This window comes from Streptomyces kurssanovii (assembly GCF_040677245.1).
Classification (GTDB): Bacteria; Actinomycetota; Actinomycetes; order Streptomycetales; family Streptomycetaceae; genus Streptomyces; species Streptomyces kurssanovii.
On the sequence record NZ_JBFAQK010000020.1, the window covers coordinates 57,776 to 84,513 of the forward strand.

Annotated in this window: 25 protein-coding genes and 1 riboswitch; of the genes, 19 read left to right on the top strand and 6 right to left on the bottom strand. The window is 70.8% G+C overall.

Annotated elements, in window-relative coordinates; genetic code table 11:
• The first annotated feature begins 114 nt into the window (after nt 1–114).
• From rpe to AB0K36_RS16815, 4 genes are all read left to right on the top strand, one after another.
• Nucleotides 115–801 carry a ribulose-phosphate 3-epimerase gene (rpe, locus tag AB0K36_RS16800; protein ID WP_364594335.1) on the top strand — a complete coding sequence of 229 codons (687 nt, stop codon included), beginning with the start codon at nt 115–117 and terminating at the stop codon, nt 799–801.
• A gap of 110 nt (nt 802–911) precedes the next feature.
• Entirely contained in the window at nt 912–1,955 is a 1,044-nt protein-coding gene (locus AB0K36_RS16805) for a sugar-binding transcriptional regulator (RefSeq protein WP_364594338.1), read from the top strand.
• 175 nt (nt 1,956–2,130) lie between these two features.
• The gene (locus AB0K36_RS16810; protein WP_364594341.1) at nt 2,131–3,573 is read left to right on the top strand and encodes a GuaB1 family IMP dehydrogenase-related protein; all 1,443 of its coding nucleotides are present in this window, start codon (nt 2,131–2,133) and stop codon (nt 3,571–3,573) included.
• A 141-nt stretch (nt 3,574–3,714) separates the two neighbouring features.
• Nucleotides 3,715–4,590, top strand: coding sequence for an RNA polymerase sigma factor SigF (locus AB0K36_RS16815; protein ID WP_435877875.1), 876 nt, complete (start codon nt 3,715–3,717; stop codon nt 4,588–4,590).
• A gap of 256 nt (nt 4,591–4,846) precedes the next feature.
• Here AB0K36_RS16815 and AB0K36_RS16820 read toward each other — a convergent pair whose 3' ends face one another.
• Nucleotides 4,847–5,248, bottom strand: a complete 402-nt coding sequence (locus AB0K36_RS16820) for an ATP-binding protein (RefSeq protein ID WP_364594344.1) — start codon at nt 5,246–5,248, stop codon at nt 4,847–4,849.
• A 377-nt stretch (nt 5,249–5,625) separates the two neighbouring features.
• On the opposite strand from AB0K36_RS16820, the gene AB0K36_RS16825 reads away from it, so the two are divergent.
• From AB0K36_RS16825 to AB0K36_RS16840, 4 genes are all read left to right on the top strand, one after another.
• Nucleotides 5,626–7,080: an amino acid permease gene (locus tag AB0K36_RS16825; protein ID WP_364594347.1), complete on the top strand. Its 1,455-nt coding sequence runs from the start codon at nt 5,626–5,628 to the stop codon at nt 7,078–7,080.
• A 94-nt stretch (nt 7,081–7,174) separates the two neighbouring features.
• Nucleotides 7,175–7,627 carry an Lrp/AsnC family transcriptional regulator gene (locus tag AB0K36_RS16830; protein ID WP_005319952.1) on the top strand — a complete coding sequence of 151 codons (453 nt, stop codon included), beginning with the start codon at nt 7,175–7,177 and terminating at the stop codon, nt 7,625–7,627.
• Between the two features lie 292 nt (nt 7,628–7,919).
• Nucleotides 7,920–8,741, top strand: a complete 822-nt coding sequence (locus AB0K36_RS16835) for a carbon-nitrogen hydrolase family protein (protein ID WP_364594350.1) — start codon at nt 7,920–7,922, stop codon at nt 8,739–8,741.
• Between the two features lie 59 nt (nt 8,742–8,800).
• Nucleotides 8,801–10,498, top strand: a complete 1,698-nt coding sequence (locus tag AB0K36_RS16840; protein WP_364594353.1) for a flavin monoamine oxidase family protein — start codon at nt 8,801–8,803, stop codon at nt 10,496–10,498.
• A gap of 10 nt (nt 10,499–10,508) precedes the next feature.
• Here the strand turns inward: AB0K36_RS16840 and AB0K36_RS16845 are convergent, their stop codons facing one another.
• Nucleotides 10,509–11,213, bottom strand: coding sequence for a DUF5995 family protein (locus AB0K36_RS16845; RefSeq protein ID WP_364594356.1), 705 nt, complete (start codon nt 11,211–11,213; stop codon nt 10,509–10,511).
• An 82-nt stretch (nt 11,214–11,295) separates the two neighbouring features.
• Nucleotides 11,296–12,738: a uracil-xanthine permease family protein gene (locus AB0K36_RS16850; protein WP_364594359.1), complete on the bottom strand. Its 1,443-nt coding sequence runs from the start codon at nt 12,736–12,738 to the stop codon at nt 11,296–11,298.
• A gap of 130 nt (nt 12,739–12,868) precedes the next feature.
• Here AB0K36_RS16850 and AB0K36_RS16855 point away from each other — a divergent pair, with 130 nt between their 5' ends.
• Nucleotides 12,869–13,345 carry an acyl-CoA thioesterase gene (locus tag AB0K36_RS16855; RefSeq protein ID WP_364594362.1) on the top strand — a complete coding sequence of 159 codons (477 nt, stop codon included), beginning with the start codon at nt 12,869–12,871 and terminating at the stop codon, nt 13,343–13,345.
• Here the strand turns inward: AB0K36_RS16855 and AB0K36_RS16860 are convergent.
• Nucleotides 13,305–14,528, bottom strand: coding sequence for an MFS transporter (locus AB0K36_RS16860; RefSeq protein ID WP_364594365.1), 1,224 nt, complete (start codon nt 14,526–14,528; stop codon nt 13,305–13,307). The genes AB0K36_RS16855 and AB0K36_RS16860 overlap by 41 nt on opposite strands.
• A gap of 88 nt (nt 14,529–14,616) precedes the next feature.
• Here AB0K36_RS16860 and AB0K36_RS16865 point away from each other — a divergent pair, with 88 nt between their 5' ends.
• Nucleotides 14,617–15,762 (top strand): ROK family transcriptional regulator, encoded by a 1,146-nt coding sequence (locus AB0K36_RS16865; RefSeq protein WP_364594368.1) that lies wholly within the window; start codon nt 14,617–14,619, stop codon nt 15,760–15,762.
• Between the two features lie 21 nt (nt 15,763–15,783).
• Here the strand turns inward: AB0K36_RS16865 and AB0K36_RS16870 are convergent, their stop codons facing one another.
• Nucleotides 15,784–16,779 (bottom strand): GNAT family N-acetyltransferase, encoded by a 996-nt coding sequence (locus AB0K36_RS16870; RefSeq protein ID WP_364594371.1) that lies wholly within the window; start codon nt 16,777–16,779, stop codon nt 15,784–15,786.
• Between the two features lie 54 nt (nt 16,780–16,833).
• Between AB0K36_RS16870 and AB0K36_RS16875 the strand changes: the two genes are divergently transcribed.
• Nucleotides 16,834–17,475, top strand: a complete 642-nt coding sequence (locus AB0K36_RS16875; RefSeq protein WP_364594374.1) for a TetR/AcrR family transcriptional regulator — start codon at nt 16,834–16,836, stop codon at nt 17,473–17,475.
• A 77-nt stretch (nt 17,476–17,552) separates the two neighbouring features.
• Nucleotides 17,553–18,296 carry a class I SAM-dependent methyltransferase gene (locus tag AB0K36_RS16880; RefSeq protein WP_364594377.1) on the top strand — a complete coding sequence of 248 codons (744 nt, stop codon included), beginning with the start codon at nt 17,553–17,555 and terminating at the stop codon, nt 18,294–18,296.
• A 136-nt stretch (nt 18,297–18,432) separates the two neighbouring features.
• Here the strand turns inward: AB0K36_RS16880 and AB0K36_RS16885 are convergent, their stop codons facing one another.
• On the bottom strand, nt 18,433–20,796 hold the full coding sequence (locus AB0K36_RS16885) for a chitinase C-terminal domain-containing protein (RefSeq protein ID WP_435877877.1): 2,364 nt from the start codon (nt 20,794–20,796) through the stop codon (nt 18,433–18,435).
• Between the two features lie 265 nt (nt 20,797–21,061).
• Nucleotides 21,062–21,192: riboswitch (FMN riboswitch) on the top strand.
• Between the two features lie 155 nt (nt 21,193–21,347).
• Here AB0K36_RS16885 and ribD point away from each other — a divergent pair.
• The 7 genes from ribD to hisG are packed head-to-tail and all read left to right on the top strand — an operon-like array spanning nt 21,348 to nt 26,721.
• Complete coding sequence (gene ribD / locus AB0K36_RS16890; protein ID WP_364594383.1) at nt 21,348–22,439, top strand: bifunctional diaminohydroxyphosphoribosylaminopyrimidine deaminase/5-amino-6-(5-phosphoribosylamino)uracil reductase RibD; 1,092 nt, start codon at nt 21,348–21,350, stop codon at nt 22,437–22,439.
• A complete protein-coding gene (locus tag AB0K36_RS16895; RefSeq protein WP_159693903.1) occupies nt 22,440–23,048 on the top strand; it encodes a riboflavin synthase in 609 nt (202 codons plus the stop codon).
• A 5-nt stretch (nt 23,049–23,053) separates the two neighbouring features.
• Nucleotides 23,054–23,701: a nicotinamide mononucleotide transporter family protein gene (locus AB0K36_RS16900; RefSeq protein ID WP_189473692.1), complete on the top strand. Its 648-nt coding sequence runs from the start codon at nt 23,054–23,056 to the stop codon at nt 23,699–23,701.
• Entirely contained in the window at nt 23,698–24,987 is a 1,290-nt protein-coding gene (locus AB0K36_RS16905; RefSeq protein ID WP_364594386.1) for a bifunctional 3,4-dihydroxy-2-butanone-4-phosphate synthase/GTP cyclohydrolase II, read from the top strand. The genes AB0K36_RS16900 and AB0K36_RS16905 overlap by 4 nt, the downstream gene beginning before the upstream one ends.
• A 42-nt stretch (nt 24,988–25,029) precedes the next feature.
• Nucleotides 25,030–25,515 carry a 6,7-dimethyl-8-ribityllumazine synthase gene (gene ribH / locus AB0K36_RS16910; RefSeq protein ID WP_159693905.1) on the top strand — a complete coding sequence of 162 codons (486 nt, stop codon included), beginning with the start codon at nt 25,030–25,032 and terminating at the stop codon, nt 25,513–25,515.
• A gap of 33 nt (nt 25,516–25,548) precedes the next feature.
• On the top strand, nt 25,549–25,821 hold the full coding sequence (locus AB0K36_RS16915; RefSeq protein WP_005319995.1) for a phosphoribosyl-ATP diphosphatase: 273 nt from the start codon (nt 25,549–25,551) through the stop codon (nt 25,819–25,821).
• 51 nt (nt 25,822–25,872) lie between these two features.
• On the top strand, nt 25,873–26,721 hold the full coding sequence (hisG, locus tag AB0K36_RS16920) for an ATP phosphoribosyltransferase (protein WP_005319998.1): 849 nt from the start codon (nt 25,873–25,875) through the stop codon (nt 26,719–26,721).
• The last annotated feature ends 17 nt before the right edge of the window (nt 26,722–26,738 follow it).

Consider the following 26,738-nt stretch of genomic DNA (forward strand, 5'->3'; position numbering starts at 1 on the left):
CGGGGACCGAATCGCCGGAATTGCGGGGGGCTGGGCCGGTCCGGTGTGTCGTTGGTCCATACCGAGTGCCGTCCCGGGGAGGGGAACTGCCCGAGGACATGGCAGTCTTGGCGCATGGCCGTTCAGATCAACCCCAGTATCCTCTCCGCGGACTTCTCGCGCCTGGCGGAAGAGGCCAAGGCCGTCGAGGGTGCCGACTGGCTCCACGTCGACGTGATGGACAACCACTTCGTGCCCAACCTCACCCTGGGCGTGCCGGTCGTCGAGTCGCTCGCGAAGGCGACGGACACCCCGCTGGACTGCCACCTGATGATCGAGGACCCCGACCGGTGGGCTCCTCAGTACATCGAGGCGGGGGCCGGGTCCGTCACCTTCCACGTCGAGGCCGCCGCCGCGCCGGTGCGGCTGGCCCGCGAGATCCGGGCGAAGGGCGCCCGGGCCTCGATGGCCCTCAGGCCGGCCACGCCGATCGAGCCGTACGAGGATCTGCTTCCCGAGCTCGACATGCTCCTCATCATGACCGTGGAGCCGGGCTTCGGCGGTCAGGCGTTCCTCGACATCATGCTGCCGAAGATCCGCCGCACCCGGGAGCTCATCTCCAAGCACGGCCTCCAGCTGTGGCTGCAGGTCGACGGCGGGGTGTCGGCGTCGACCATCGAGCAGTGCGCGGAGGCGGGCGCCGACGTGTTCGTGGCGGGCTCCGCGGTCTACGGCGCGGACGATCCGGCGGAGGCGGTGCGGAAGCTTCGTGACCAGGCGGCGGCGGTGACGGCTTCCGCGGCCTGGGCGTGCGGGCACTGAACCGTGCCCGCGCTTGTTCAACCGGTGTTGGCCCGGCAGGGCTGATCAAGGGCGCACGGATCTGACAGGATGGCGGATCCGGAGTGTGTACAACGGCAAGTTTGTACGGCATGAACAGCAGTGAGGAGATCGCGGTGTCTGCTAGGTCGGCGGGACGGTCTGCCCTGCGGATGGGGCCCGCTGAGCTTGTGCAGGCGGCGGCCATGGCCCGTCGCTTCTACCTCGAGGGCAAGTCCAAGATCCAGATCGCCGAGGAGTTCGGCGTCAGCCGCTTCAAGGTCGCCAGGGTTTTGGAGACCGCTCTCGAACGTGATCTCGTGCGCATCGAGATCCGCGTCCCCGCCGAGCTGGACGCCGAGCGCTCCGACGCGCTGCGCGCCCACTTCGGGCTGCGGCACGCGGTCGTCGTCGAGTCGCCCTCGGAGGGCGCCGACGAGTCGCCCGACCCGGAGAACCTGGGCGAGGTCGCCGCCGATCTGCTCGGCGAGCTCGTGGCGGAGGGCGATGTGCTGGGCCTGGCCTGGGGCCGGTCCACCATCCACATGGCCGCGGCCCTCGACCGGCTGCCCCCGTGCACGGTCGTCCAGCTCACCGGCGTGTACGACGCGGGCACCGCGGAGCGCGGCTCCGTCGAGGCGGTACGAAGAGCGGCCCAGGTCTCCGGCGGCGAGGCCCACCCCATCTACGCCCCGATGCTGCTGCCCGACCCCGCGACGGCGGCGGCACTGCGCCACCAGACGGGCATCGCCCGGGCCTTCGACTACTTCGACAAGGTCACCGTCGCCTGTGTCTCCATCGGCTCCTGGGAGCCCGGCATCTCCACCGTGCACGACATGCTCTCCGACGAGGAGCGCGCCCACTACGCCTCCCTCGGTGTGGCCGCCGAGATGTCCGCCCACCTCTTCGACACCCAGGGCCGCCGCGTCGGCCGCGACCTGGGAGAGCGCTGCATCACGGTCGAGGCCGACCGGCTGCGCCGCATTCCCGAGGTCGTGGCGATCGCGGGCGGCCCCCGCAAGGCGGAGGCGATCGCGGCCGTGCTCCGTTCCGGTCTGGTCACCAGCCTCGTGACGGACACGGCGGCGGCCGACCTGCTGCTCACCGCGGCGCCCGGTCCGCGCCCGGCGCTGGAGCGCGCCGACCCGGACGACTGAGCGGGCCCGGGGCCTGCCGCCGACGGCTTGGTGCGATCGCACCAAGGCACCCCCTCTGACCTGGACGATTGTCCTGAGCCGTTCAGGGGTGCCGGCATGGGAGAATGAAGTACGTGCGATTTCCTCCGGCCGCATCGTCGGGGGGCCGACTCCGATCGACTGGGATGTTAAGCACGTGCGTTTCCTCAACGACATCAAGCCGCCGTACGACCTGACGTACGACGATGTGTTCATGGTGCCGAGCCGCTCGGCCGTCGGTTCGCGGCAGGGCGTGGACCTCTCCTCCCCGGACGGGACCGGCACGACGGTGCCGCTGGTCGTGGCCAACATGACCGCCATCGCCGGCCGCCGGATGGCGGAGACCGTCGCCCGCCGCGGCGGACTCGTCGTCATCCCCCAGGACATCCCGATCGACGTCGTCACCGACGTCATCTCCTGGGTGAAGACCCGCCACCATGTGCTGGACACCCCGATCGTGCTGGTCCCGCACCAGACCGTCGCCGACGCCCTGTCCCTGCTGCCGAAGCGTGCGCACGGCGCGGGCGTCGTCGTTGACGAGGAGCGCCGGCCCGTCGGCATCGTCACCGACCACGACCTGGCCGGGGTCGACCGGTTCACCCAGCTGTCCGAGGTCATGTCGAAGGACCTGCTGCTCCTCGACGCGGACATCGACCCCCGCGAGGCGTTCAACACCCTCGACGGCGCCAACCGGCGCTACGCGCCCGCCGTGGACGGCTCCGGCAGGCTCGCCGGCGTGCTGACCCGCAAGGCCGCCCTGCGTGCGACGCTGTACACCCCCGCCGTCGACGCGGCCGGCCGGCTGCGGATCGCCGCGGCCGTCGGTATCAACGGAGATGTGGCGGGCAAGGCCAAGCAGCTGCTCGACGCGGGCGTCGACACGCTCGTCGTCGACACCGCGCACGGCCACCAGGAGTCGATGATCAGTGCCGTCAAGGCCGTTCGCGCTCTCGACCCGCAGGTGCCGATCGTCGCCGGCAACGTCGTCGCGGCGGAAGGCGTGCGTGACCTGATCGAGGCCGGCGCGGACATCGTCAAGGTCGGTGTGGGCCCCGGCGCCATGTGCACCACCCGCATGATGACCGGTGTGGGCCGCCCGCAGTTCTCGGCCGTCCTGGAATGCGCCGCGGAGGCGAAGAAGTTCGGCAAGCACGTCTGGGCGGACGGCGGAGTCCGCCACCCCCGCGACGTGGCGATGGCGCTGGCCGCGGGTGCGTCCAACGTCATGATCGGCTCATGGTTCGCCGGCACGTACGAGTCCCCGGGCGACCTCCAGCAGGCCCCCGACGGGCGGTTCTACAAGGAGTCCTTCGGCATGGCGTCGAAGCGCGCCGTGCGCAACCGCACCAGTGAGGAGTCCGCGTACGACCGTGCCCGTAAGGGCCTGTTCGAAGAGGGGATCTCGCACTCGCGGATGTTCCTCGACGCGAGCCGTCCCGGCGTGGAGGACCTGATCGACTCGATCATCGCGGGCGTCCGCTCCTCGTGCACGTACGCCGGTGCGGGCTCCCTGGAGGAGTTCGCGGAGAAGGCGATCGTCGGCATCCAGAGCGCCGCCGGTTACGCGGAGGGCAAGCCCCTGCACGCCAGCTGGAACTGACCCGTCGTCACATGGTCCGGCCCCCCGAGGACGTGGGGGCCGGACCTGTCGAGTTTTCGGCCAACTCGACTTTGTACGCATGCGGCACGGCGTCGCGGGTAGGCGCGCTCTCGCACTGACATCGGAGCAGGGGAGGACGAAGTGTCCACGGCGAGCACGGTCCCGACCGAACTCACGCAGCCTGAAGCGCAGCGCCCGGAAATCCTGGAGCTGGGTCTTCCGGAAGTGGAGAACCCGGGGGAGGTTGCACCCAAGGACGCACGTGAGATCTCGAAGACGTTCTTCGTGAGGCTGGCCTCTCTCGAGGAGGGCACCCACGAATACCAATACGTGCGCAACACCCTGATCGAGCTCAACCTGGCCCTCGTGAAGTACGCCGCGGGCCGGTTCCGCAACCGCGCGGAGCAGATGGAGGACATCATCCAGGTCGGCACGATCGGCCTGATCAAGGCGATCGACCGCTTCGAGCTGAGCCGTGAGGTGGAGTTCGCGACGTTCGCCGTCCCGTACATCATCGGTGAGATCAAGCGCTTCTTCCGCGACACCAGCTGGGCCGTGCACGTCCCGCGGCGGCTTCAGGAACTGAGGATCGACCTCGCCAAGGCCGTCGACGAGCTCTCGCAGAAGCTCGACCACACACCCACCACGGCCGAACTCGCGGAACACCTCGGCATGGACGAGGAAGAGATCATCGAGGGTGTGGTCGCGAGCAACGGCTACACGGCCGGTTCGATCGACATGCCGATGGACGACGCCTCCGACCATGGGGCCGTGCCGCTGTCCGACCGGCTGGGCGCACCGGACGCCGAGCTGGAGATCGCGGAGAACGTGCAGGCGCTCAAGCCGCTGATCGAGGAGCTCGACGAGCGCGACCGGCGCATCCTGCAGATGCGGTTCGGCGAGGAGATGACGCAGTCGGAGATCGGCGCGGAGCTCGGTGTCTCCCAGATGCATGTCTCCCGGCTGCTGTCGCGGATCACCGGAAGGCTGCGTGAAGGGCTGCTCGTCGTGGAGTGATCCCTGCGGCGCCGGCGGGCGGCCGTGGCCGCCCGCCGTGGATCGCGCCCGGGCCCTGACCCTCGAAGCCCTGGCCCGCCCGAAGACCGGAGCCCCCCACGGGCAGAAACGGCGTCCTGCCCGCCAGGACGCCGTTTCTGTTTCCGGCCCGTCGTGAGCGTCTGTTTCCGGCGTTTCCGGCCCGTTGTGCGCGTCCGGTCCGTCGTGCGCGTCGGCGTCGGGCCCGGTCGTCGGCGGCGGGCACGGGAAGAGAGGGTCAGCAGTGGGCGGTGGCGGGGCGCGCCCATGTCGCCAGGATGCTCTTGCCGTAGGGGAGTTGACGGACCTCCACACAGCCGGCCAGCCGCTGCACCATGTGCCATCCGAAGCCGCCGCCACCCGCGAGGTCCGGCTGCCGGGGGACCGGTGGCAGCGGGCTGGAGTCGTCCATCTGGACGACCAGGGTGTCGTGTCCGGCCGTCAGACGCAGCCGCCACCACCCGGCGGTGTGGCGCACGGCGTTGGTGACGAGCTCGGAGACGACCAGCAGCACCGCGTCGGCGTCGGCCCACGCGCAGTGCTGCAGCAGGAACTCCGCGGTGGCCGTGCGGGCGCCCGCGCTGTGCCTGCTCTCCTGATGGGGCGATTCCTCGATCACCACCTGCGGCTGTGCGTTCATCACCGCTCGCTTACCCAGAAGTCGCGCGAGTATCAACCCCGCGCACCGGTATCTCACACAACGACGGGAGGGCCGGGGTTTCTCACGGTTCGCGGCGCGGTCCGGCCGAGGTCCGGCCGAGGCGCTCATGACGCTCCTGTTTCACCGGAGCGCAATGTTTCCCCGTGGCTCCCGTCAGCGCGCAATGATCGTCCGCCGATGCGCAACAACGGTGCATTACGGCTGTGAGCAGCGGACTCGTAGGCTCGACCCCCGTACCAGGAGTGGCGGTGACCGTCTGCTCGGCGGTTCCCCCACCCATGCGCGGGCTTCTTCTGCCTGCCCGCGGGCCGCCGTCGGGCCGCCCGCCGAGCCGCAGCGATGAAGGAGCCAACGACGTGCTGGACCAAGGCGCAGCGCCACCGACGACCGAGCCGTCGAACGGAAAGAGCCGGGGAGCCGGCGCCCGGCTGATGAGAAGGAAGCCGGTCGAGCGGCTGGTCGCGGAGGGCGGGCAGGGCGAGGGCGGTGCGCTGCGCCGCTCGCTGTCCATGTGGCAGCTGACCATGATCAGCATCGGTGCCACGCTCGGCACCGGCATCTTCGTCGTGCTCGGCGAGGCGGTCCCCGAGGCGGGCCCCGCCGTCACCGTCTCGTTCGTGATCGCCGGTCTGACCGCGCTCTTCTCGGCCCTCTCGTACGCGGAGCTGGCCGGCACCATCCCGGTCTCCGGATCGTCCTACTCGTACGCCTACGCCACCATGGGCGAGCTCGTCGCCTGGGTCTGCGGCTGGTGTCTCATCCTCGAGTACGGGGTCTCCGTCGCCGCCGTGGCGGTCGGCTGGGGCGAGTACCTCAACGAACTCCTCGCCGGCACCATCGGCGTCACCATCCCGGAGGCCCTGTCGGCGCCGCCCGGTGACGGCGGGTTCTTCAACCTGCCCGCCCTCCTCGTCGTGCTGCTCGCCATGGTGTTCCTGCTCGGCGGGGCCCGCGAGAGCGCCCGCGCCAACACCGTCATGGTCGTGGTGAAGATCGCGGCTCTCGTGCTGTTCTGCGCCGTCGGGATCCAGGGATTCCGCAGCGGCAACTACGAGAACTTCATGCCGCTGGGCATGGCGGGCGTCAGCGCCGCCGGAGCGTCGCTGTTCTTCTCGTACATCGGTTTCGACGCCGCCTCCACGGCCGGCGAGGAGGCCAAGAACCCTCAGCGTGACCTGCCGCGCGCCATCATGCTGTCGCTGCTGATCGTCACCGCGCTGTACGTGCTGGTCGCCGCCGTCGCCGTCGGCGCCCGCCCCTGGGAGGGCTTCGGTGAGTCCGAGGCCGCGCTCGCCGGGATCATGGAGGACGTCACCGGGCAGAGCTTCTGGGCCGTGCTGCTCGCCGCGGGCGCCGTCATCGCCATCGCCAGCGTCGTTCTGACGGTGCTGTACGGGCAGACCCGCATCCTGTTCGCCATGTCGCGCGACGGCCTGGTGCCCAAGGTGTTCTCCCGGGTGCACGCCAAGAGCGGCGCGCCCCGGGCCAACACGGTGATCGTCTCGCTGTTCTGCGGCGTGCTGGCCGCCGCGGTGCCGCTGGGCCGGCTGGCCGACGCCACGAGCATCGGAACCCTCTTCGCGTTCGCGCTGGTCAACGTGGCCGTCGTCGTGCTGCGCCGGACGCGCCCGGACATGAAGCGGACCTTCCGGGTGCCGCTGTCTCCGCTCTTCCCGGTGATCGGCTTCGGGTTCTGCGTGTGGATGATGTTCAGCCTCGACACCATCACCTGGATCGTGTTCGGCGTCTGGATGGCGGTGGGCCTGGCCGTCTACTTCGGCTACGGCATGCGCAGGTCCGCACTGCGGTGAGGCCGCGCCGGGGGCACGCGCCCGTATCCCTGATGGATACTGTCTTGACCAGGGAGCCGCTGCTCCCCGGCACGGACCGAGCATGGTGTGAAAGTTGCTGAACGACCTCGACGAGCGCATCGTCCATGCCCTGGCGGAGGACGCCCGCCGCTCCTACGCGGACATCGGCTCGATGGTGGGGCTCTCCGCCCCGGCGGTGAAACGACGGGTGGACCGCCTGCGGGCGGAAGGCGCGATCACCGGTTTCACCGTGCGGGTCGACCCCAAGGCGCTCGGCTGGGCGACCGAAGGGTTCATCGAGATCTTCTGCAGCCGCAACACCTCTCCCGAGGCGATCGAGCGCGGCCTCAAGCGCTATCCGGAGATCGCGTCCGCCTCCACCGTCACCGGTGAGGCGGACGCGATCGTCCAGGTCTTCGCCTCCGACATGCGCCACTTCGAGCGGGTGCTCGAGCGCATCGCGGGGGAGCCGTTCGTGGAGCGCACCAAGTCGGTCCTGGTGCTCTCCCCGCTGCTGCGGCGGTTCTCCTCCGGCGCTCCCGCGTAACGCCCGCGGCTTGCTGGGGCGGCACCGGCTTCCCGGGGCCGCCCCGTCCGCGCGATCCCGCCGGTGAGCGCCGGGCCGGGACACCCGGCGGTGACCGGAGCGCGACGCACGGTGGCTTGTCGGGGCGTCCCGTAGTACGGGCCACCGGATGCGCAACGAATCGCCGGTTCGGGCCGGAACGACGCAACACATCGACCGTCCGCGCGCAACGCTCGCGCCTTGTCCCGGCCGATCGCCGGACCGTACCGTCATAGACGTCTCCCGTTCACCCGTCCCATGCCCGAGGTCACCCATGCCCCTGCGCACCGCCCTGCTCCAGAGTTCCGGCCGTCCGGGCTCGGTCGCGGAGAACCTGAAGGTGCTCGACGAGGCCGCGGGCCGGGCCGCCGAGGCCGGTGCGGGACTGCTCGTCTGCCCCGAGATGTTCCTCACCGGATACGCGATCGGTGACGACGTGCCCATGCTGGCCGAGCGCGCGGACGGGCCCGGCGCGCTCGCCGTCGCCGACATCGCCGTACGCCACGGCATCGCGGTGCTCTACGGCTACCCCGAGCGGGCGGACGAGGGCAGCGGCACGGTCGGCGACACGGGCACGATCCACAACTCCGCCCAGCTGATCGACGCGGCCGGGCGGCGCCTCGCGAACTACCGCAAGACGCACCTCTTCGGCTGCTACGAGCAGCGATGGTTCACCCCGGGCGAGGAGACCGTCGTCCAGGCCGAGCTCGACGGCATCCGCGTGGGCATGCTGATCTGCTACGACGTGGAGTTCCCCGAGAACGTCCGCGCCCACGCCCTGGCCGGCACCGACCTGCTGCTGGTCCCCACCGCGCAGATGCACCCCTTCCAGTTCGTCGCCGAATCACTGGTCCCGGTCCGCGCCTTCGAGAGCCAGATGTACGTCGCGTACGTCAACCGGACCGGCCCGGAAGGCGAGTTCGAGTTCGTCGGCCTCAGCTGTCTCGCCGCCCCCGACGGGACGGTGCGCACCCGCGCCGGCCGCGGGGAGGAACTCGTCATCGGCGAGGTCGACCCCGAGCTGCTCAGCGCGTCGCGCCAGAACAACCCGTACCTGCGTGACCGGCGGCCGGGCCTGTACGGCTCGCTGACCTGACGCCGCCCCCGCCCCACCGCCCCACCGCTTCGCCTTTCCCCGCAAGGAGTCCGTACCCCATGACGTCCACGGTGCCCACCACCGCCGTCCAGCACAGCGACGCGCAGCCGCCGATCACCATGTTCGGTCCGGACTTCCCCTACGCCTACGACGACTTCCTCGCGCACCCCGCGGGCCTCGGCCAGATACCGGCGACCGAGCACGGCGCCGAGGTCGCGGTCATCGGCGGCGGCCTCTCCGGAATCGTCGCCGCGTACGAGCTGATGAAGATGGGCCTGAAGCCCGTCGTCTACGAGGCCGACCGGATCGGCGGCCGGCTGCGCACCGTCGGCTTCGAGGGCACCGGCACGGACGAGCTGACCGCCGAGATGGGCGCGATGCGCTTCCCGCCCTCCTCCACCGCGCTGCAGCACTACATCGACCTCGTGGGCCTGACCACCCGGCCGTTCCCCAACCCGCTCGCCCCCTCCACCCCCTCGACCGTCGTCGACCTCAAGGGCGAGTCGCACTACGCGGAGACGATCGACGACCTGCCGCAGGTCTACCGCGACGTGATGAACGCCTGGAACGCCTGCCTGGAGGAGGGCGCCGACTTCTCCGACATGAACCAGGCCATGCGTGAGCGCGACGTCCCGCGCATCCGCGAGATCTGGGCCAAGCTCGTCGAGAAGCTCGACAACCAGACCTTCTACGGCTTCCTGTGCGACTCGGAGGCCTTCAAGTCCTTCCGGCACCGGGAGATCTTCGGGCAGGTCGGCTTCGGCACCGGCGGCTGGGACACCGACTTCCCCAACTCCATCCTGGAGATCCTGCGGGTCGTCTACTCGGAGGCCGACGACCACCACCGCGGCATCGTCGAGGGCAGCCAGCAGCTGCCGCTGCGCCTGTGGGAGCGCGAGCCGCAGAAGATCGTCCACTGGCCGCTCGGCACCTCGCTGTCCTCGCTGCACGACGGCACGCCCCGTCCGGCGGTGACCCGGCTGTCCCGCACGGCCGGCAACCGCATCACGGTCACCGACGCGGCCGGCGACATCCGCACGTACCGGGCGGCGATCTTCACCGCCCAGTCGTGGATGCTGCTGTCCAAGATCGCCTGTGACGACGCGCTGTTCCCCATCGACCACTGGACGGCGATGGAGCGCACCCACTACATGGAGTCCTCCAAGCTCTTCGTGCCGGTGGACCGGCCGTTCTGGCTGGACAAGGACGAGGTCACCGGACGCGACACCATGTCGATGACGCTGACCGACCGGATGACCCGCGGCACGTACCTGCTGGACAACGGCCCGGACAAGCCGGCCGTCATCTGCCTGTCGTACACCTGGTGCGACGACAGCCTGAAGTGGCTGCCGCTGTCCGCGAACGAGCGGATGGAGGTCATGCTGAAGTCGCTCGGCGAGATCTACCCCAACGTCGACATCCGCAGCCACATCATCGGCAACCCGGTGACCGTGTCGTGGGAGAACGAGCCGTACTTCATGGGCGCGTTCAAGGCCAACCTGCCCGGCCACTACCGCTACCAGCGCCGGCTGTTCACCCACTTCATGCAGGACCGGCTGCCCGAGGACAAGCGCGGCATCTTCCTGGCCGGCGACGACATCTCGTGGACGGCGGGCTGGGCCGAGGGCGCCGTGCAGACCGCGCTCAACGCCGTGTGGGGCGTGATGGCCCACTTCGGCGGCACGACGGATCCGTCCAACCCGGGCCCGGGCGACCTCTACGACGAGATCGCGCCGGTCGAGCTGCCGGAGGACTGAGCCCCCGGCCTCAGCGCCAGGGCGTCAGCAGACAGCGCCCGACCAGGCCGACACCGGCGTCCAGACGCTCGGTGAACTCCTCGGCCAGGTCGGGCAGGTCCCGCAGTCCCCACAGCAGCCGGGCGGCCGACCAGGCGCTGTCGCGGGCCCGTTCGAGGCTCCACGCGCCGACCAGATGGGTCAGCGGATCGGCGATCTCGAGCAGGTCGGGGCCGGGCATCAGATCCTCGCGGATGTGCTCCTCCAACTGCACGAGGATGTCGCCGACACGGTCGAACCCGCTTTCCAGGTCGACCGGTTCACTGCCGAGCGCACGGCAGGTGTCCACCACGGCGAGGGCCAGGTCGTGCCCGATGTGGGCGTTGATCCCGGCGAGCGCGAACTGCAGCGGCCGCACGCCGGGATGGCGGCGGTACTGGAACAACGGCCGCCAGCACGCGGGCGGCCGCCGGCCCTCGGCCGCGTCGTCCACGGCTGCCAGATAGCGGCGGGCGAAGAGCACGGCGAGCGTGTCCGCGGCCGGCCGGTCGCTGAAGTGCCCGGCCTCGGAGTACCGGCCGAACTCCTCCGTGACCGCCAGGTAGACGCGGTTGAACACCGCGAGCCCGTCGCCCGGGGGCAGGGCGGAACGCAGCGAGCGCATGCGCTCCACCACGGACCCGACCGGGGAAGGACCGTGGGCCGCCCGCACCGCGAACTGTTCCGTCTGCGCCATGGGGGCCAGGGTCCCAGCCTCTGGCCCGTCCGCACGGTGACGGGCCGGGGCTTCCCCGGAAAGAGGGACGTTTCCGCAGTGACTACCGGCCGGTCGTCCGGCCCGGCCCCGGGTCGCCCGCGGTCCCGGCGGGTGCCTCGGACACGGCGTCGTACGAAGAGGTGCCGGAGTCCAGCAGGGGCTCCTCGTCCTTCATCCGCTCCTTCATGTGGGCGGGGGCGAAGGCGCGCAGCACGTGGTAGCCGGTGATGACCACGATGGTGCCGAGCGCGATGCCGCTGAGCTCGAAAGTGTCCGTGATCTTCAGGCTGACGCCGCCGACGCCGATGATGATGCCCGCCGCGGCCGGCACCAGGTTCAGCGGATTGCGCAGATCCACCTTGGCGTTGATCCAGATCTGTGCGCCGAGCAGTCCGATCATGCCGTAGAGGATCACGGTGATCCCGCCGAGGACGCCTCCGGGGATCGCGGCGACCACCGCGCCGAACTTGGGGCACAGGCCGAAGAGCAGGGCGAAGCCCGCGGCGGCCCAGTAGGCGGCCGTGGAGTAGACGCGGGTCGCGGCCATGACGCCGATGTTCTCGGAGTACGTGGTGTTCGGGGGCCCGCCGACGGCGGTGGACAGCATGGAGGCGGCACCGTCGGCGGCGATCGCGGTGCCGAGCTTGTCGTCGAGGGGCTCGCCGGTCATCTCACCGACGGCCTTGACGTGCCCCGCGTTCTCCGCGATGAGCGCGATCACGACCGGCAGGGCGACCAGGATCGCCGACCACTCGAAGCTGGGCGCGTGGAACGACGGCAGGCCGATCCAGTCGGCCTTGGTGACACCGGACAGGTCGAGCCGCCAGTGGTCCACGGCCTCCGCGCCGCCGGCGGGGGAGTGGATCTTCCCGAAGACCCGGTCGAGCGCCCAGGAGAGGGCGTAACCGAAGATCAGGCCGAGGAAGATCGCGATACGGGAGAAGAAGCCACGCAGGCACACCACGGCGAGACCGGTGAAGAGCATGACCAGCAGCGCGGTCCACTGGTCCTGCGGCCAGTACGTCGAGGCGGTCACCGGGGCGAGGTTGAAGCCGATGAGCATGACGACCGCGCCCGTGACGATCGGCGGCATCGCGGCGTGGATGATCCGCGCGCCGAAGCGCTGCACGGCCAGGCCGGCGACGAAGAGCGCGGCGCCCACGACCAGCACCGCGCCGGTCACGGTGGCGCTGTCGCCGCCGGAGGCCCGGATGGTGGCGGCCACACCGACGAAGGAGAGCGAGCAGCCCAGGTAGCTGGGCACCTTGCCGCGGGTCGCCAGCAGGAATATCACGGTCGCGACGCCGGACATCATGATCGCGAGGTTGGGGTCCAGACCCATCAGCACCGGAGCGACGAAGCTCGCCCCGAACATCGCCACCACATGCTGGGCGCCGAGGCCCGCCGTACGCGGCCAGGACAGCCGCTCGTCGGGTCGTACGACGGCACCGGGAGCGGGTGTCCGCCCGTCGCCGTGCAGGGTCCAGCGCACGCCGAGGTTCACGGGCCGCTCCACTTCGTGTAGTCGTCAACGATCGGCGTAATGGTAGTGCCCCTTCCGGGCGGTCCCGACGGCTGTGAGCGGGCGCTTAGGATGAGATGTTTTCGGCCAGCACTGCTCAGGAGCCCCGACCGTGACCACGCAAGCCCCTCCGACCCCCGCCACCCCGCCCGCCTCCGGCGCCGAGCACGGCGTGCTCGTCCCCGCGGTCGTGCACTTCGACGACCTCGACGCGCTCGGGCTGCTCCACAACGCCCGCTACCCGCTGATGGTCGAGCGCGCCTGGGTGACGTACTGGCAGGAGCGCGGATTCGCCTTCGAGGGCGACTGGGCAGCGGCCGGCGACGCCTGCAACGCCGTCAGGGAACTGCGCATCGGCTACGAGCGCCCCGTGGACCGGACCGGCGACTACGCCGTTCACCTGTGGCTGGAAAGGCTCGGGCGCACCGGCCTCACCTACGGTTTCCGTTTCTGCTCCGCGGACGGCGCCGAGACGTACGCACAGGGCTCCCGGGTCCTCGTCAGGCTCGACCCGGACACCATGCGGCCCGCCCCCTGGAGCGAACGGTTCAGAGCCGCGGGTCGTGCACTGCTGGCGCCGGCTGAGTGACCTTCACGCTCTCCCGCCCGGCCGAGCGCAGCACACCGGCACCCGCGACCAGACCGAGGGCGAGCGCCGTCACCAGGCCGAAGGAGACGACCAGGCTCGTCGCGTCGGCCACCGCGCCGATCGCCGACGGTGCGATCAGCCCCGAGGTGTAGGTGATGGTGGCGACACCGGCGATCGCCTGGCTCGGATTCGGTCCGCTGCGTCCGGCCGCGGCGAAGGCCAGCGGCACGACCACGGCGACGCCGAAGCCGATGAGCGCGAATCCGCACATCGCCAGGGCCGGATGCGGGGCAAGGACCACCAGCAGCCCGCCGATCGTCGCGAGCACCCCGCCGACCCGCACGGTCCGCACGGGCCCGAAACGGTCGACGATGCGGTCGCCCGCGAGCCGTGCCACCGCCATCGTCAGCGCGAACGCCGTGGTCGACGCGGCCGCCAGTCCCGGCGAGGTGTCCAGCACGTCACGCAGATAGACGGCCGACCAGTCCAGGCTCGCTCCCTCCGCGAACACCGCGCAGAATCCGACCGCGCCGATGATCAGCGCCGACTTCGGCGGCAGGGCGAAACGCGGCGGCGGCTCCTCGTCGGCGGAACTGCGCAGGTCCAGCACCCCCTGACAGGCGATCAGCCCGAGCACGGTCAGCGTCAGGGCGGCCAAGGTGTGGTGCAGCCGTGCGTCACTGCCGAGGTGGGCGGCGAGTGTGCCGCCCGCGGAGCCGATCAGCGCACCGGCGCTCCACATGCCGTGCAGGCCCGACATGATCGACCGGTCGAGACGGTTCTCGACCTCCACGCCCAAGGCGTTCATCGCCACGTCGGACATGCCGGAGGTGGCGCCGTAGACGAACAGTGCCGCGCACAGGGTGAGCAGGTTCGGGGCGAACGCCGGCAGGACCAGGCTCAGCGTCCACAGTGCCAGCAGTCCGCGCAGCGCCGCGCGCGCGCCGAAGCGATGGCTGACGGCTCCGGCCAGCGGCATGGCCACGGACGCCCCGAGCGCCGGGAACGCCAGGGCGAGGCCCAGCTGACCGGCACTGACCCCGGCGTGGTCCTGGATCCAGGGGATCCGGGTCGCGAAGCTGCCGGTGACCGCGCCGTGCACGCAGAAGACGGCGGCGACCGCGAAGCGGGCGCGCCGTAGCTGTGGCAGCCCGACGGCCGTTCGGCTCGATGCGCTGGACATGCGTCTACCCCTCCCCGAGTACGTGAGCGGTAAACTATCAGGAACCCTGCCTGATAAATAGGCGGTATGTGTCTGGAAGGATTCCGGCATGCGCGCTTCCCCGAGCACCGCCCGGGCCATCAACGACCGGCTCGCCCTGGAACTCCTCCGGCAGGAGGGCCCGTTGACGGCAGGACAGCTCAAGACCAGGACCGGCCTCTCCCGGCCCACCGTCGCCGACCTCGTGGATCGGTTGCAGGGGGCCGGGCTCATCCGGGTGGTCGGCGAAACGGGCGCCGACCGGCGCGGACCGAACGCCCGGCTGTACGGGATCGTCGCCGACCGCGCGCACCTCGCGGCGCTCGACGTACGCACCGAAAGCGTCTCCGTCGTCGTCGCGGACCTGCTCGGGACGCGTCTCGCGGAAGCGTCCCTGCCCATCGGCGGCGACAGCGAGCCCGGGCCCGTCGTGCAACGTGCCGCGGCGCTGGTGGAGCGCACGTCCCGGGACGCCGGAGCCGCCGCGCTGCACAGCGTCTGCGTCGGCGCGCCCGGTCTCATCGACCCGTCGACCGGCGAACTCCGCGACACGACCGGCCTGCCGGCCTGGCATCGCATGCTGGTGGCGGCGCTGCAGCAGCGGCTGCCCGCCCGGGTGATCGTCGAGAACGAGACCAACCTCGCGGCCGTGGCCGAACAGCGCCTCGGGGCCGCGGGCGACCGCGAATCCTTCGCGTTCCTCTGGCTGGGGCAGGGGGTCGGCGCGGGAATCTTCCTCGACGGCCGGCTGAGGAGGGGGGCGTCCGGCGGGGCGGGCGAGATCGGCTTCCTGCCGGTGCCGGGCACGGCGGGCATACCCTCCGCCGTCGACTGCACCGGCGGCTTCCACTCGCTGGCCGGGGCGGCGGCGATCCGCGGACTGGGGGAGCGGTACGGACTCGTGGGCGAGACGGCGGCAGGCGTGGTGGCGGCGGCCGTGGCCGAGGACCGCGGCGACTTCCTCGACGCCCTCGCCGACCGGCTCGCCCTCGGCGCGGCGGCGGTGGCCGCGGTCCTGGACCCCGGGTGCGTGGTCCTCGGCGGCGAGACCGGCCACGCGGGCGGCGATGCCCTGGCGTCGCGCGTCGAGTCGCGGGTGGCCACCCTGTCCCCGCTGCGGACTCAGGTCCGTGCCGGTGTACTCGGCGACGCCGCGGTCCTCAGCGGCGCGCTGCTGACGGCGGGAGATTCGGCGCGGGGGGAGCTGTTCGGCTGACCGCCACCATGATCGGCACGGTCATCCGGTGCCGGTGCCGGTGCCGGTGGCGATGGCGGGCGCGTCGTCCCAGGCCAGCGACGACATTTTCCACCCTGCCGGGGTCCGGACGAACTGGGTGGTCTTGCAGCCGGATCCCTCGAACCACTCGCCGCGGTGGAAGCCCGACTTGCGGTATTCGCTGAACCGGTGCGCGACCGATCCGAAGATCTCGGTCCGCTCGGCGACCTCTCGCTCCGAGAACTCGGTGAGCGTCCCGTCCGTGAGCATCTTCTGCCGGGGCTCGATGAACGCGTCGAGGTTGTAGATCACGGGCTCGTCCCCGACGTTCGCGATGATCATCCCCTGCGGGATGAAAACATCGCGGATGACGCCGAGGTCCGGCCGGGAACCGCCGGTGTTGGTGAAGCCGCCGACGAACACGCCCATCAGCCGGGCGAGTTCGGCCCGGACGCCTGCCTCCGGCACCTCCGCGGCAGGCGGCCGTTCCGTGGCGAGGACCGACCACACCTCGGTGTCGTACCGCACACCCCGGTACGAGGAACGCTGCCTCAGGACACCGTCGCGGGTCATGCCCAGCCGGCGCGCCACTTCGATACTGCGGCTGTTGCCCGACGCGACCCACCATTCGACGCGGCTCATCCCGCGTTCCTGGAAGGCCCAGTCGATCAGAACCCGGCAGGCACGGGTCACGAGGCCCCGCCCCTCCCCGGCCCGCTCCAGCCAGCAGCCGACCTCGCACACCCCGGAAGCGCTGTCGAAGCGGGTGAACATGACGCCGCCGACCAGCGTGCCGTCCAGCCGGATCCCGTAGATGCGGCCGGTGTCGTCGGCCAGGCGGTCGGCGTAGCGCTGGAGGGAAGCCGTGGCCGAGTCGAGGTCGGTGCTGAACGTCGCCCAGGGTATCCAGGGATCCACGGAGGCCCGGGCCCGGTCGATGTGAGACAGGAACTCCGGTGCCTGCCAGGGTTCCAGTGGGCCGAGTTCGGCATGGTCGCCGAGCGGCAGGGTGAACATGGGAAGCCTCGCTCTCCAGGTGCGTAACGAGCGTTCGGTACGTAGGATGGCAGCATGCCACCCGCACCCGGAGACCGTGAAGCCCGCCGCAAGGACGTGTCGGAGGCGGTGTGGCGCGTACTCGCCGACAAGGGGTTCGGCGGGCTGACCCTGCGAGCCGTCGCCGCCGCGATGGGGGTCTCGACCGGGATGCTCATGCACTACTTCCCGACCAAACGGGCCCTGGTCACGCACGCCTTGGACCTGCTGGAGAAGCGCACCGCCGAGAGGCCCCGACGCGCGCGGCCCGCCGCGGGCCTCGCCGCCGTCCGCGCCGTGCTCATGGACATCCTGCCGCTGACCCCTGGGGACACCGCCCGCAACCGCATCTGGGTCAGCTCCTGGGACCTCTCCCTCGCCGACGACGGGCTGACCACGGAACAGGCCGACCGCTACAGCCGGCTGCGCTCGACGATCCGTCCGCACCTCGCCGCCGCACGTGAACTCGGCGAGCTGCCCGCGGCCGCCGACCCGGAGCAACTCGCCGCCACCGCCGTCGCCTTCACCCACGGACTCGTCGTCCAGGCCCTCTTCGACCCCGGCCGATTCCCGGAGGACGTACAGGTCGCCATGCTCGACGACTTCCTCGCTTCGATCGCGCCTCCCCGGCCCGACGGCGGCACCCGACCGGCCCCCGGTGCCGGCGTACGGTCCTGAGCGTGCGTCCCCGGCGCTGCCGTGGCGGGCCGGATATTCGCTGGACATCACCCCGGCCGGCGGCGAGCGTTGGGGGAATGCAGAAGGGCAATCTCTGGGGCGCTGATGTCGCCCGGCGGTACGACACACCCGGATCCGGCATGTTCGCGCCGGAGGTCCTGGGGCCGACCGTGGACCGCCTCGCCGAGCTCGCGGGGGAGGGGGCGGCGCTCGAGTTCGCCATCGGGACCGGCCGGGTAGCGGTTCCGCTCGCCGGGCGTGGGGTGCCGGTCGCCGGCATCGAGATGTCAGAGCCGATGATCGAGCAACTGCGCACCAAGGCGGACGAAGCGACGATCCCCGTGGTCGTGGGTGACATGGCGACCACTGTCGCTCCTGGGAAATTCTCCCTGGTCTACCTCGTCTACAACACGATCTCCAACCTGCTCACCCAGGCCGGACAGGTCGAGTGCTTCCGCAACGCCGCCCGTCACCTCGAGCCCGGCGGCCGGTTCGTGGTCGAGCTATGGGTACCCGAGCTGCGCAAGCTGCCACCGGGCCAGGCGGCCACCGTCTGGCAGTACGACCCCGGCTACATCGGCCTGGACACCTACGACGTCCTGCGCCAGCACGTCGTGTCGCACCACTTCCGGTTCGACGAGACCGAGCAGGCACAGCTGTTCCGCAGCCCCCACCGTTACATCTGGCCCGCCGAACTCGACCTCATGGCTCAGCTGGCCGGATTCGACCTGGAGGCCAGGCACGCCGACTGGGCCGGCGCCGCCTTCACCGCCGAGTCGCGGTCCCACGTCTCCGTCTACCGGCTCCCGGCCGCGCGATAGCCGCGCCCGTCCCGGGGGCCGGCCCTCCGCGTCCGCGGGTGCGGAAGGGCCGAAGGCCGCCGCCCGAGGGCGGCGGCCAGGGCCCGGCGGCGGCAAGCCGGTGACCGCCGCCGGGCTGCTCTGCGAGGGAGGAGGCTCAGCAGGCGCCGAGGTCCTGCCAGACACCCCACTCCCCGGTCCTACCGGGCTCCTCGCCCTTCGTCCACCACTTCGACTTCCACTGGTGCGACGCGTGGGAGACGGTCACTCCGCCCCCGTACTCGGACGTCGCGTTCCACGCCGGTGCGGTGCACGCCCCGGGCGTGCCCGGCTCGGACGGGGACGGCGAGGGGGAGGAGCCGGATCCGGGCTCGACCAGCTTCGTGCCGCGGCCCAGGTCACCGGCGAGGGCGTACGCCGTGCCGGCGATGTTCACCGTCCAGTTCGACGGGGTCGAGACCGGCAGGTAGTAGTTGAACGACAGCTCGACCGTGCCGCCGGGTGCCAGCGACTGCCAGGCCGGGAGCTTCAGCGACACCCGGTGGAAGTCGCCCTTTAGGCCGCCGGTGTTGCCGCCGGTGTGGTCGCTCTTGATCACCTTGGTACCGAAGCCGGACTGGTCGGAGGCGTTGGCCGGTGCGGCGGTCGCGTAGTCGAACTGGAACTCCGTGCCACCGGGCAGCGTGGCCGAGGTGTTGTTGGTGATCTTCAGCTTGGGCGTGATCGGGTAGTTCGAGTCGCCCAGCTTGAACTCGGTGAAGTCGACGGCGATGTCCACCGCGTCGGTGGGCAGCGGGCTGTTGGACTTCTTCGCCCCGTACGGGGCGGCCGACTTGAACTTCTCGTACATCGACGTGGTCAGCGTGTCGCCGATCTCGTACTGGCCCTTCGCCGCGTTCCAGTCGTAGTCGCCCGCGAGTTCCCAGACCATCGTGCCGCCGATGCCGCGGTCGACCACGTAGTCCGCCTTCGCCGCCACCGACTGCTCGTCCTCGGTGGAGAGGAAGACCTTCTTCTCGGAGTTCCACAGCCAGGGTGCGACCAGCGTGGAGTCGTACTTGCGCACGTAGGTGCCGGTCAGCCGGGTGTCCGCGGGGAAGCCGTACTGCGTGACGTAGTCGCCGACGATCCCCTTCTCCAGGTTCTTGGCGTGCCACATCGGGTTGGAGCCCGCCGGGGACTCCTTGCCGTTGTCGTCCTTGTCGTGCCACAGGTTGTCGATGCCGACGGCGCCGTCACCGCACTTGGTGAGGCCGGAGCCGGCCGGGCAGGAGGCCGCGGCGGCCTTGCCCCACAGGCCGTCCGTGCCGCCCTGCACGTTCTTGTGGCCGCGGGTGTAGTACGGGAGGCCGATGTTGATGCGGCCGGCGGGCATGGAGCCCCGGAAGTAGTGGTAGGCCCAGTCGGTGTTGAGATAGCCGATGCCGCCGTACTGCGCGCTGCCGTAGACGTTCGCCGAGGCCAGTTCGGCGTCCTTGCCGTCGTCGAACAGCGAGGCGTTCGGGCCGACGTACTCGTTCCAGGCGCCGTGCAGGTCGTACGACATGATGTTGACGTAGTCCAGGTACTTCTGGACCTGGAAGGTCTCCATGCCGCGCAGCAGATAGCCGGACGAGGGCGCCGCGACGGTGAGCATGTAGTGCTTGCCGTCCGCCGCGCCGGCCCGGTCGAGCTTCTCGCGCAGGGTCTTCATCAGCGCCGCGTAGCCCTTGTTGAGGCCGCCCCGGCGGGCGTTGGAGACGGGGAAGTCGGCCGGGTGGCCGGCGTCCTTCATCGAGGTCGGGTACTCGTAGTCGATGTCGACGCCGTTGAAGCCGTACTTCTTGATGAAGGCGACGGCGGAGTCGGCGAAGGTGTTGATCCCCGCCTGGTTGACCGAGCCGTCGGCGTTGGTGGCCATCGAGTAGAAGCCGCCCGAGTTCACCCGCACGCCGTTGTCGTCGAAGTAGCCGCCGGTCTCCGCCCAGCCGCCGACGGAGATCAGCGTCTTCACGTCCGGGTGCTGCTTCTTGAACTTGTTGAGCAGGTTGAAGTGGCCCTTGTACGGCAGGGCCGGGTCCATCTCCGCCCCGGTCACTCCCGGCCAGGTCATCCCCGTCGCGGCGTTCTTCTCCCCGTCGGCGCCGACCGAGAGCTTGTGGGACGAGTCGATGTGGCCGAAGGCGTAGTTGATGTGGGTGACCTTGTCCCACGGGATGTCGGACGCGAGATAGGCAGGCTGCCCGTTCTTGCCGGTGCGCCAGCCGGTGAAGTAGCCGATGACCCGGCGCTGGTGGTCCGCGCCCATCTTCTCGCGGCCCTCGGTGTCGTACACCGAGCAGTACGGGACGTCGACGCCGGGTGTGGCGTAGAGCCCGTCGGGCCGGCAGTTCTCCTGCGACGCGGCGTGGGAGACGCCGGGGGAGAGCATGCCTGCCAGCAGCGCGGCCGCGGCGGCGCCGGCTGCGAGCAGGGACGCCCCGGCTCTGGTACGGGTGGGGGACTGCACGATCAGTTCCTCCTGGTGGGGATCCCCCTGCATCGCCCGCCAGGAGCGCAGGGGGGTTCGGCCTCGCACAACTGACGGATGGGGGAAAGGGGTTGGCCCTGGTGTGCGCACACCGGCGGGCCTGGTCCGCGGAGGTGTCGCAGACATTAAGAGGACTAGACCAGAGCGTCAATAGGTCTGGACCATTGCGTCTCGGATATGACGGCGGGTGACGCCGCGTGCCCGTATGTGAGCGAGTCCACAGACATCACCCGCATGGCTCAGCGCCGGCCGTGGCACACTGGCCCTGTATCAGCAGCAGCGCACTCCGGGGTCGGTGCAATTCCGAACCGGCGGTTACAGTCCGCGACCCGTCCGCAGCCAGCGGCCGGTTGACCAGGTGAGATTCCTGGACCGACGGTTAAAGTCCGGATGGGAGGCAGTGCGCGGCGGATGGCACCGTCAGGTGCGTCGGCCGTCTGTCGATCGCCGTTCACCACGTGGCGATCGCCGTTCAGGCATCGGCGTCCCCCTGTGGTGTTCCTCCGCTCTCTGTCGTCATCGACAGGCCCCGGAGTCCGTGCCCGAAGAGGCAGGAGGACCCGGTGGCCACCGCAGCCGAAGCAGACGCCATGCGTCGGGCGATCACGCTCGCCGCCCGCGGACTCGGCTCCACCAGCCCCAACCCGGTCGTCGGGTGCGTCATCACCGACGCCTCCGGACACGTGGTCGGCGAAGGCTTCCACCAGCGCGCCGGCGGACCCCACGCCGAGATCCACGCCCTGCGCGCCGCCGGGGTCCTCGCCCGCGGCGGCACCGCGTACGTCACCCTCGAGCCCTGCAACCACACCGGCCGCACCGGCCCCTGCGCGCAGGCCCTCGCCGAGGCGGGCGTCGCCCGCGTCGTCTACGCGGTCGCCGACCCCAACCCCGAGGCCACCGGAGGCGCCGACACCCTGCGCGCCGCCGGGATCGAGGTCGAACAGGGACTCCTCGCCGACGAGGCGGCCGCGGGCAACGCCGGCTGGCTCACCTCCGTACGCCTCGGCCGCCCCCACGTCACCTGGAAGTACGCGGCCACACTCGACGGCCGCGTCGCCGCCGCCGACGGCACCAGCCGCTGGATCAGCTCGCCCGAGTCCCGCGCCGACGTCCACCGGCTGCGCGCCGAGGCCGACGCCGTCCTCGTCGGCTCGGGCACCGCCCGCGCCGACGACCCGCACCTGGCCGTCCGCGGCATCGCGGGCGCCACCCAGCCGCTGCGCGTCGTGATCGACAGCGAGGGGGTCGCCGTGAAGCCGGGCGCGCGGGTCCTCGACGACGCCGCGCCCACCGCCGTCGCCGTGGCCGAGGACGTCCTGCCCGACGCCACCGCGCATCTCGGCGAGGTCTGGCGGCTGCCCCGCGCGTCCGGCGGCGGCCTGGACATCGCCGCACTGCTGGCCACGCTCCACGCGCGCGGCGTGCGGTCCGTGCTCCTCGAAGGCGGCCCGACGCTCGCCGGCGCCTTCGTCGCCGCCGGAGCCGTCGACCGCGTCATCGGCTACATCGCCCCCGTACTCCTCGGCGCGGGCACCGCCGCCCTCACCGACGCCGGAATCACCACCATCACCGACGCGTTGCGGCTCGATGTCACGGAGACCGTCCGCATCGGAACCGACCTGCGCGTCACCGCCACCGTCCCCAAGGGAGCTTGAGTGTTCACCGGAATCGTCGAAGAGCTGGGCGAGGTCACCGCCGTCGAGGACCTCGGCGACGCGTCCCGCTTCCGTCTGCGCGGCCCGATCGTCACCGAGGACGCGAAGCACGGCGACTCCATCGCCGTCAACGGCGTCTGCCTGACCGTCGTCGAGACGGGCGACGGGGAGTTCACCGCTGACGTCATGGCCGAGACGCTGAAGCGCTCCAGCCTGGGCGTGCTCCAGGCCGGTTCCCGCGTCAACCTCGAGCGGCCCACCGCGGTCGGCGCCCGGCTCGGCGGCCACATCGTCCAGGGCCATGTCGACGGCACCGGCACCGTCGTCGAGCGCACCCCGTCGGAGAACTGGGAGATCGTCAAGATCTCGCTGCCCTCCGGTCTCGCTCGATACGTTGTCGAGAAGGGCTCGATCACGGTTGACGGTGTGAGCCTTACCGTGGTCGACGCGGGCACCGACCACTTCACGATCAGCCTCATCCCCACCACCCTCGCCCTGACCACGCTCGGGATCAAGCAGCCCGGCGACCCGGTCAACCTCGAGGTGGACGTCATCGCCAAGTACGTCGAGCGGCTGCTCGGCACGCAGGCCGAGGAGAGTGCCGAGTGAGCGCCATCGACTGGCTGAACGGCGAGGCCTTCACGGCCTTCGGACAGCACATCAAGTGGTCGGACATGATCGGCAACACGATCGGGCTGATCGCCCTCGCCCTCGGCTGGCGGCGCTCGATATGGACCTGGCCCGCCCAGTTCCTCTCCGGCGTCATCCTCTTCGCCGCCTTCGCCACGTCCCACCTCACCGGCAGCGCCGGCAAGCAGGTCGTGGTCATGGCCGTGGCCGCGTGGGGCTACTGGCAGTGGACCCGCCGCGGCCGGCAGCAGGCGCAGGACGGCTCGATCGCCGTCCGGTTCGCGACCTGGCGTGAGCGTGCCTACCTGATCGGCGGCGCTGTCCTCGGCACCGCCGCGGTCGGCGGCCTGTTCACCCTGTACCCGTCGCTGTCCTGGGACCCGTGGCCCGACGCGTACATCTTCGTCGGCACCCTCGTGGCGATGATCGCCCAGGCCCGCGGCATGGTCGAGTTCTGGTTCGCCTGGCTGCTCGTCGACCTGGTCGGCGTCCCGCTCAACTTCGCCAACGGCTTCGCCTTCTCCGGCTTCGTCTACGTCCTCTACGGCGCGCTCGTCCTGTGGGGCCTGCGCGACTGGTGGCTGCGCTCGCGGACGAGCGGCCGGCCCGCACTGGAAGGAGCGGCAGCATGACCGCACTGCCCACCTGGTTCGCCGCCGACAGCATCGAGGACCTCTCCCTCGACCCGGTCGAGCAGGCCGTCCGCGACATCGCCGCGGGCCGCCCCGTCGTGGTCGTCGACGACGAGGACCGCGAGAACGAGGGCGACCTCGTCATCGCCGCCGAGAAGGCCACGCCCGAGGTCGTCGCCTTCATGATGAGCGAGTGCCGCGGCCTGATCTGCGCCCCCATGGAGGCCGACGAGCTGGAGCGGCTCGACCTGCCCCAGATGGTCGGCCACAACACCGAGTCGATGCAGACCGCCTTCACCGTCTCCGTCGACGCCGGCCCGGCCTACGGGGTGACGACCGGCATCTCCGCCGCCGACCGCGCCGTCACCCTCCAACTGCTGGCGGGCGGCGAGGCCGGCCCCGCCGACTTCGTACGCCCGGGGCACGTCTTCCCGCTGCGCGCCAAGCCCGGCGGCGTCCTCACCCGCCCCGGCCACACCGAGGCCGCCGTGGACCTCGCCAGGCTCGCGGGCCTGCGCCCCGCCGGCGCGATCGTCGAGATCGCCGGCGAGGACGGCGTGATGCTGCGGCTGCCCGAGCTCGTGCCGTTCGCCCGCAAGCACGGCCTGACGATCATCTCCATCGAGGACCTGATCGCCTACCGCCGCAGCGAGGAGCCGACGGTCAAGCGCGAGGCCGAGGTGCATCTGCCCACCGCGGCCGGTGAGTTCACCGCGTACGGATACCGCTCGACCGTCGACGGCGTCGAGCATGTCGCCCTGGTGCACGGCGACATCGGCGACGGCGACGACGTCCTCGTGCGCGTCCACTCCGAATGCCTCACCGGCGACATCTTCCACTCGCTGCGCTGCGACTGCGGCCCCCAGCTCAACGCCTCCATGGAGAGCATCACGAGGGCCGGGCGGGGTGTCGTCGTCTATCTGCGCGGGCACGAGGGCCGCGGCATCGGGCTGCTGTCCAAGCTGCGCGCGTACGAGCTCCAGGAGAGGGGCAGGGACACCCTCGACGCCAACCTCGAGCTCGGTCTGCCCGCCGACGCCCGCGACTACGCGGCCGGCGCCCAGATCCTCGCCGACCTCGGCGTGCGCAGCGTGCGGCTGATGACCAACAACCCGGACAAGTCGACCGCGCTCGTCAGGTACGGGATCACCGTCCTCGGACGCGAACCGATGCCCGTCCAGGCGGGCGAGCACAACCTGACCTATCTGCGCACCAAGCGCGACCGGATGGGCCACGACCTGCCCTGGCTCGACGCGGCCCCCGCGACGACCTGCGGCAACCAGTAGTTCCCGCACGACCAGCACAGAAGAACGGCTTAAGGGAGAAACATGAGCGGCAAGGGTGCGCCCGAACTGTCCGTCCGCAACTGCGGAGACCTGCGGGTAGCGGTGATCGCCGCCCAGTGGCACGAGAAGGTCATGGACGGTCTCGTCGACGGCGCGCTGCGCGCACTGCACGAGCTCGGCATCGACGAGCCGACGCTGCTGCGCGTCCCGGGCAGCTTCGAGCTGCCCGTGGTGGCCAAGGTGCTCGCGGGCCGCGGCTACGACGCGATCGTCGCCCTCGGCGTCGTCATCCGCGGCGGCACGCCGCACTTCGAGTACGTGTGCCAGGGCGTCACCCAGGGCCTGACCCAGGTCTCCATCGACACCGGCGTCCCCGTCGGCTTCGGTGTGCTGACCTGTGACACCGAGGAGCAGGCCCTCGACCGGGCAGGGCTCGAGGGCTCGAACGAGGACAAGGGGCACGAGGCGGTCACGGCGGCGGTCGCCACCGCGACCATCCTGCGTTCAGTATCCGAACCCTGGCGCTGAGCAGCGGCCGCTTCCGCGTAGTCTGGGACCACCATGTCCAATAAGACGTTCGAGGAGCTCTTCGCCGAGCTCCAGCAGAAGGCCGCCGAGGGCGACCCCGCCACCTCCCGCACCGCCGAGCTGGTCGGCAAGGGCGTCCATGCCATCGGCAAGAAGGTCGTCGAGGAGGCCGCCGAGGTGTGGATGGCCGCCGAGTACGAGGGCAAGGAAGCCGCCGCGGAGGAGATCTCGCAACTGCTGTACCACGTCCAGGTGATGATGGTCGCACGCGGAATCTCCCTCGACGACGTCTACGCCCACCTCTGAGCCAGCCCGCCCCTCCGCACACACATCACGCGAACAAAGGAAGCCCGTCTCATGCTGCGCATCGCCGTCCCCAACAAGGGTTCACTGTCCGGACCTGCGTCGGCGATGCTCCATGAGGCCGGCTACCAGCAGCGCAAGGAGTCCAAGGAGCTCGTCCTCGTCGACCCCGAGAACGAGGTCGAGTTCTTCTACCTGCGCCCGCGTGACATCGCGATCTACGTCAGCTCCGGCAAGCTCGACATCGGCATCACCGGCCGTGACCTGCTGCTCGACTCCGGCGCCGACGCCGAGGAGATCCTCCAGCTCGGCTTCGCCCGTTCCACCTTCCGCTACGCCACCAAGCCGGGCACCGCGGCCGGTGTCGAGGACTTCGGCGGCATGACGATCGCCACCTCCTACGAGGGCATCGTCGCCGCGCACCTCGCGGAGAGCGGCATCGACGCCTCCGTGGTCCACCTCGACGGTGCCGTCGAGACCGCCATCGAGCTCGGTGTCGCCCAGGTCATCGCCGATGTCGTCGAGACCGGCACCAGCCTGCGCAACGCGGGGCTCGAGGTCATCGGCAAGCCGATCATGACCTCGGAGGCCGTCGTCATCCGCCGCACCGGCGCGGACGGCGAGGACCCGAAGGTGCAGCAGTTCCTGCGCCGCCTCCAGGGCGTCCTGGTCGCCCGCAGCTACGTGATGATGGACTACGACTGCCGGGTCGAACACCTGGAGCAGGCCGTCGCTCTGACCCCCGGCCTCGAGTCCCCGACGATCTCCCCCCTGCACCACGAGGGGTGGGTCGCCGTGCGTTCCATGGTCGCGGCCAAGGAGGCCCAGCGGATCATGGACGACCTGTACGCGCTCGGCGCGCGGGCCATCCTCACCACGGCCATCCACGCCTGCCGCCTCTGAGAGACCGACGACACACC

What these genes read in the sequence shown, in the direction of transcription:
- rpe (WP_364594335.1), top strand. Translation starts at nt 115, where the DNA reads ATGGCCGTTCAGATCAACCCCAGTATCCTCTCCGCGGACTTCTCGCGC.
- AB0K36_RS16805 (WP_364594338.1), top strand. Translation starts at nt 912, where the DNA reads ATGAACAGCAGTGAGGAGATCGCGGTGTCTGCTAGGTCGGCGGGACGG.
- AB0K36_RS16820 (WP_364594344.1), bottom strand. Translation starts at nt 5,248, where the DNA reads ATGAACGCACAGCCGCAGGTGGTGATCGAGGAATCGCCCCATCAGGAG.
- AB0K36_RS16835 (WP_364594350.1), top strand. Translation starts at nt 7,920, where the DNA reads ATGCCCCTGCGCACCGCCCTGCTCCAGAGTTCCGGCCGTCCGGGCTCG.
- AB0K36_RS16840 (WP_364594353.1), top strand. Translation starts at nt 8,801, where the DNA reads ATGACGTCCACGGTGCCCACCACCGCCGTCCAGCACAGCGACGCGCAG.
- AB0K36_RS16845 (WP_364594356.1), bottom strand. Translation starts at nt 11,213, where the DNA reads ATGGCGCAGACGGAACAGTTCGCGGTGCGGGCGGCCCACGGTCCTTCC.
- AB0K36_RS16860 (WP_364594365.1), bottom strand. Translation starts at nt 14,528, where the DNA reads ATGTCCAGCGCATCGAGCCGAACGGCCGTCGGGCTGCCACAGCTACGG.
- AB0K36_RS16865 (WP_364594368.1), top strand. Translation starts at nt 14,617, where the DNA reads ATGCGCGCTTCCCCGAGCACCGCCCGGGCCATCAACGACCGGCTCGCC.
- AB0K36_RS16870 (WP_364594371.1), bottom strand. Translation starts at nt 16,779, where the DNA reads ATGTTCACCCTGCCGCTCGGCGACCATGCCGAACTCGGCCCACTGGAA.
- AB0K36_RS16875 (WP_364594374.1), top strand. Translation starts at nt 16,834, where the DNA reads ATGCCACCCGCACCCGGAGACCGTGAAGCCCGCCGCAAGGACGTGTCG.
- AB0K36_RS16880 (WP_364594377.1), top strand. Translation starts at nt 17,553, where the DNA reads ATGCAGAAGGGCAATCTCTGGGGCGCTGATGTCGCCCGGCGGTACGAC.
- AB0K36_RS16885 (WP_435877877.1), bottom strand. Translation starts at nt 20,796, where the DNA reads ATGCAGGGGGATCCCCACCAGGAGGAACTGATCGTGCAGTCCCCCACC.
- AB0K36_RS16905 (WP_364594386.1), top strand. Translation starts at nt 23,698, where the DNA reads ATGACCGCACTGCCCACCTGGTTCGCCGCCGACAGCATCGAGGACCTC.
- ribH (WP_159693905.1), top strand. Translation starts at nt 25,030, where the DNA reads ATGAGCGGCAAGGGTGCGCCCGAACTGTCCGTCCGCAACTGCGGAGAC.
- AB0K36_RS16915 (WP_005319995.1), top strand. Translation starts at nt 25,549, where the DNA reads ATGTCCAATAAGACGTTCGAGGAGCTCTTCGCCGAGCTCCAGCAGAAG.
- hisG (WP_005319998.1), top strand. Translation starts at nt 25,873, where the DNA reads ATGCTGCGCATCGCCGTCCCCAACAAGGGTTCACTGTCCGGACCTGCG.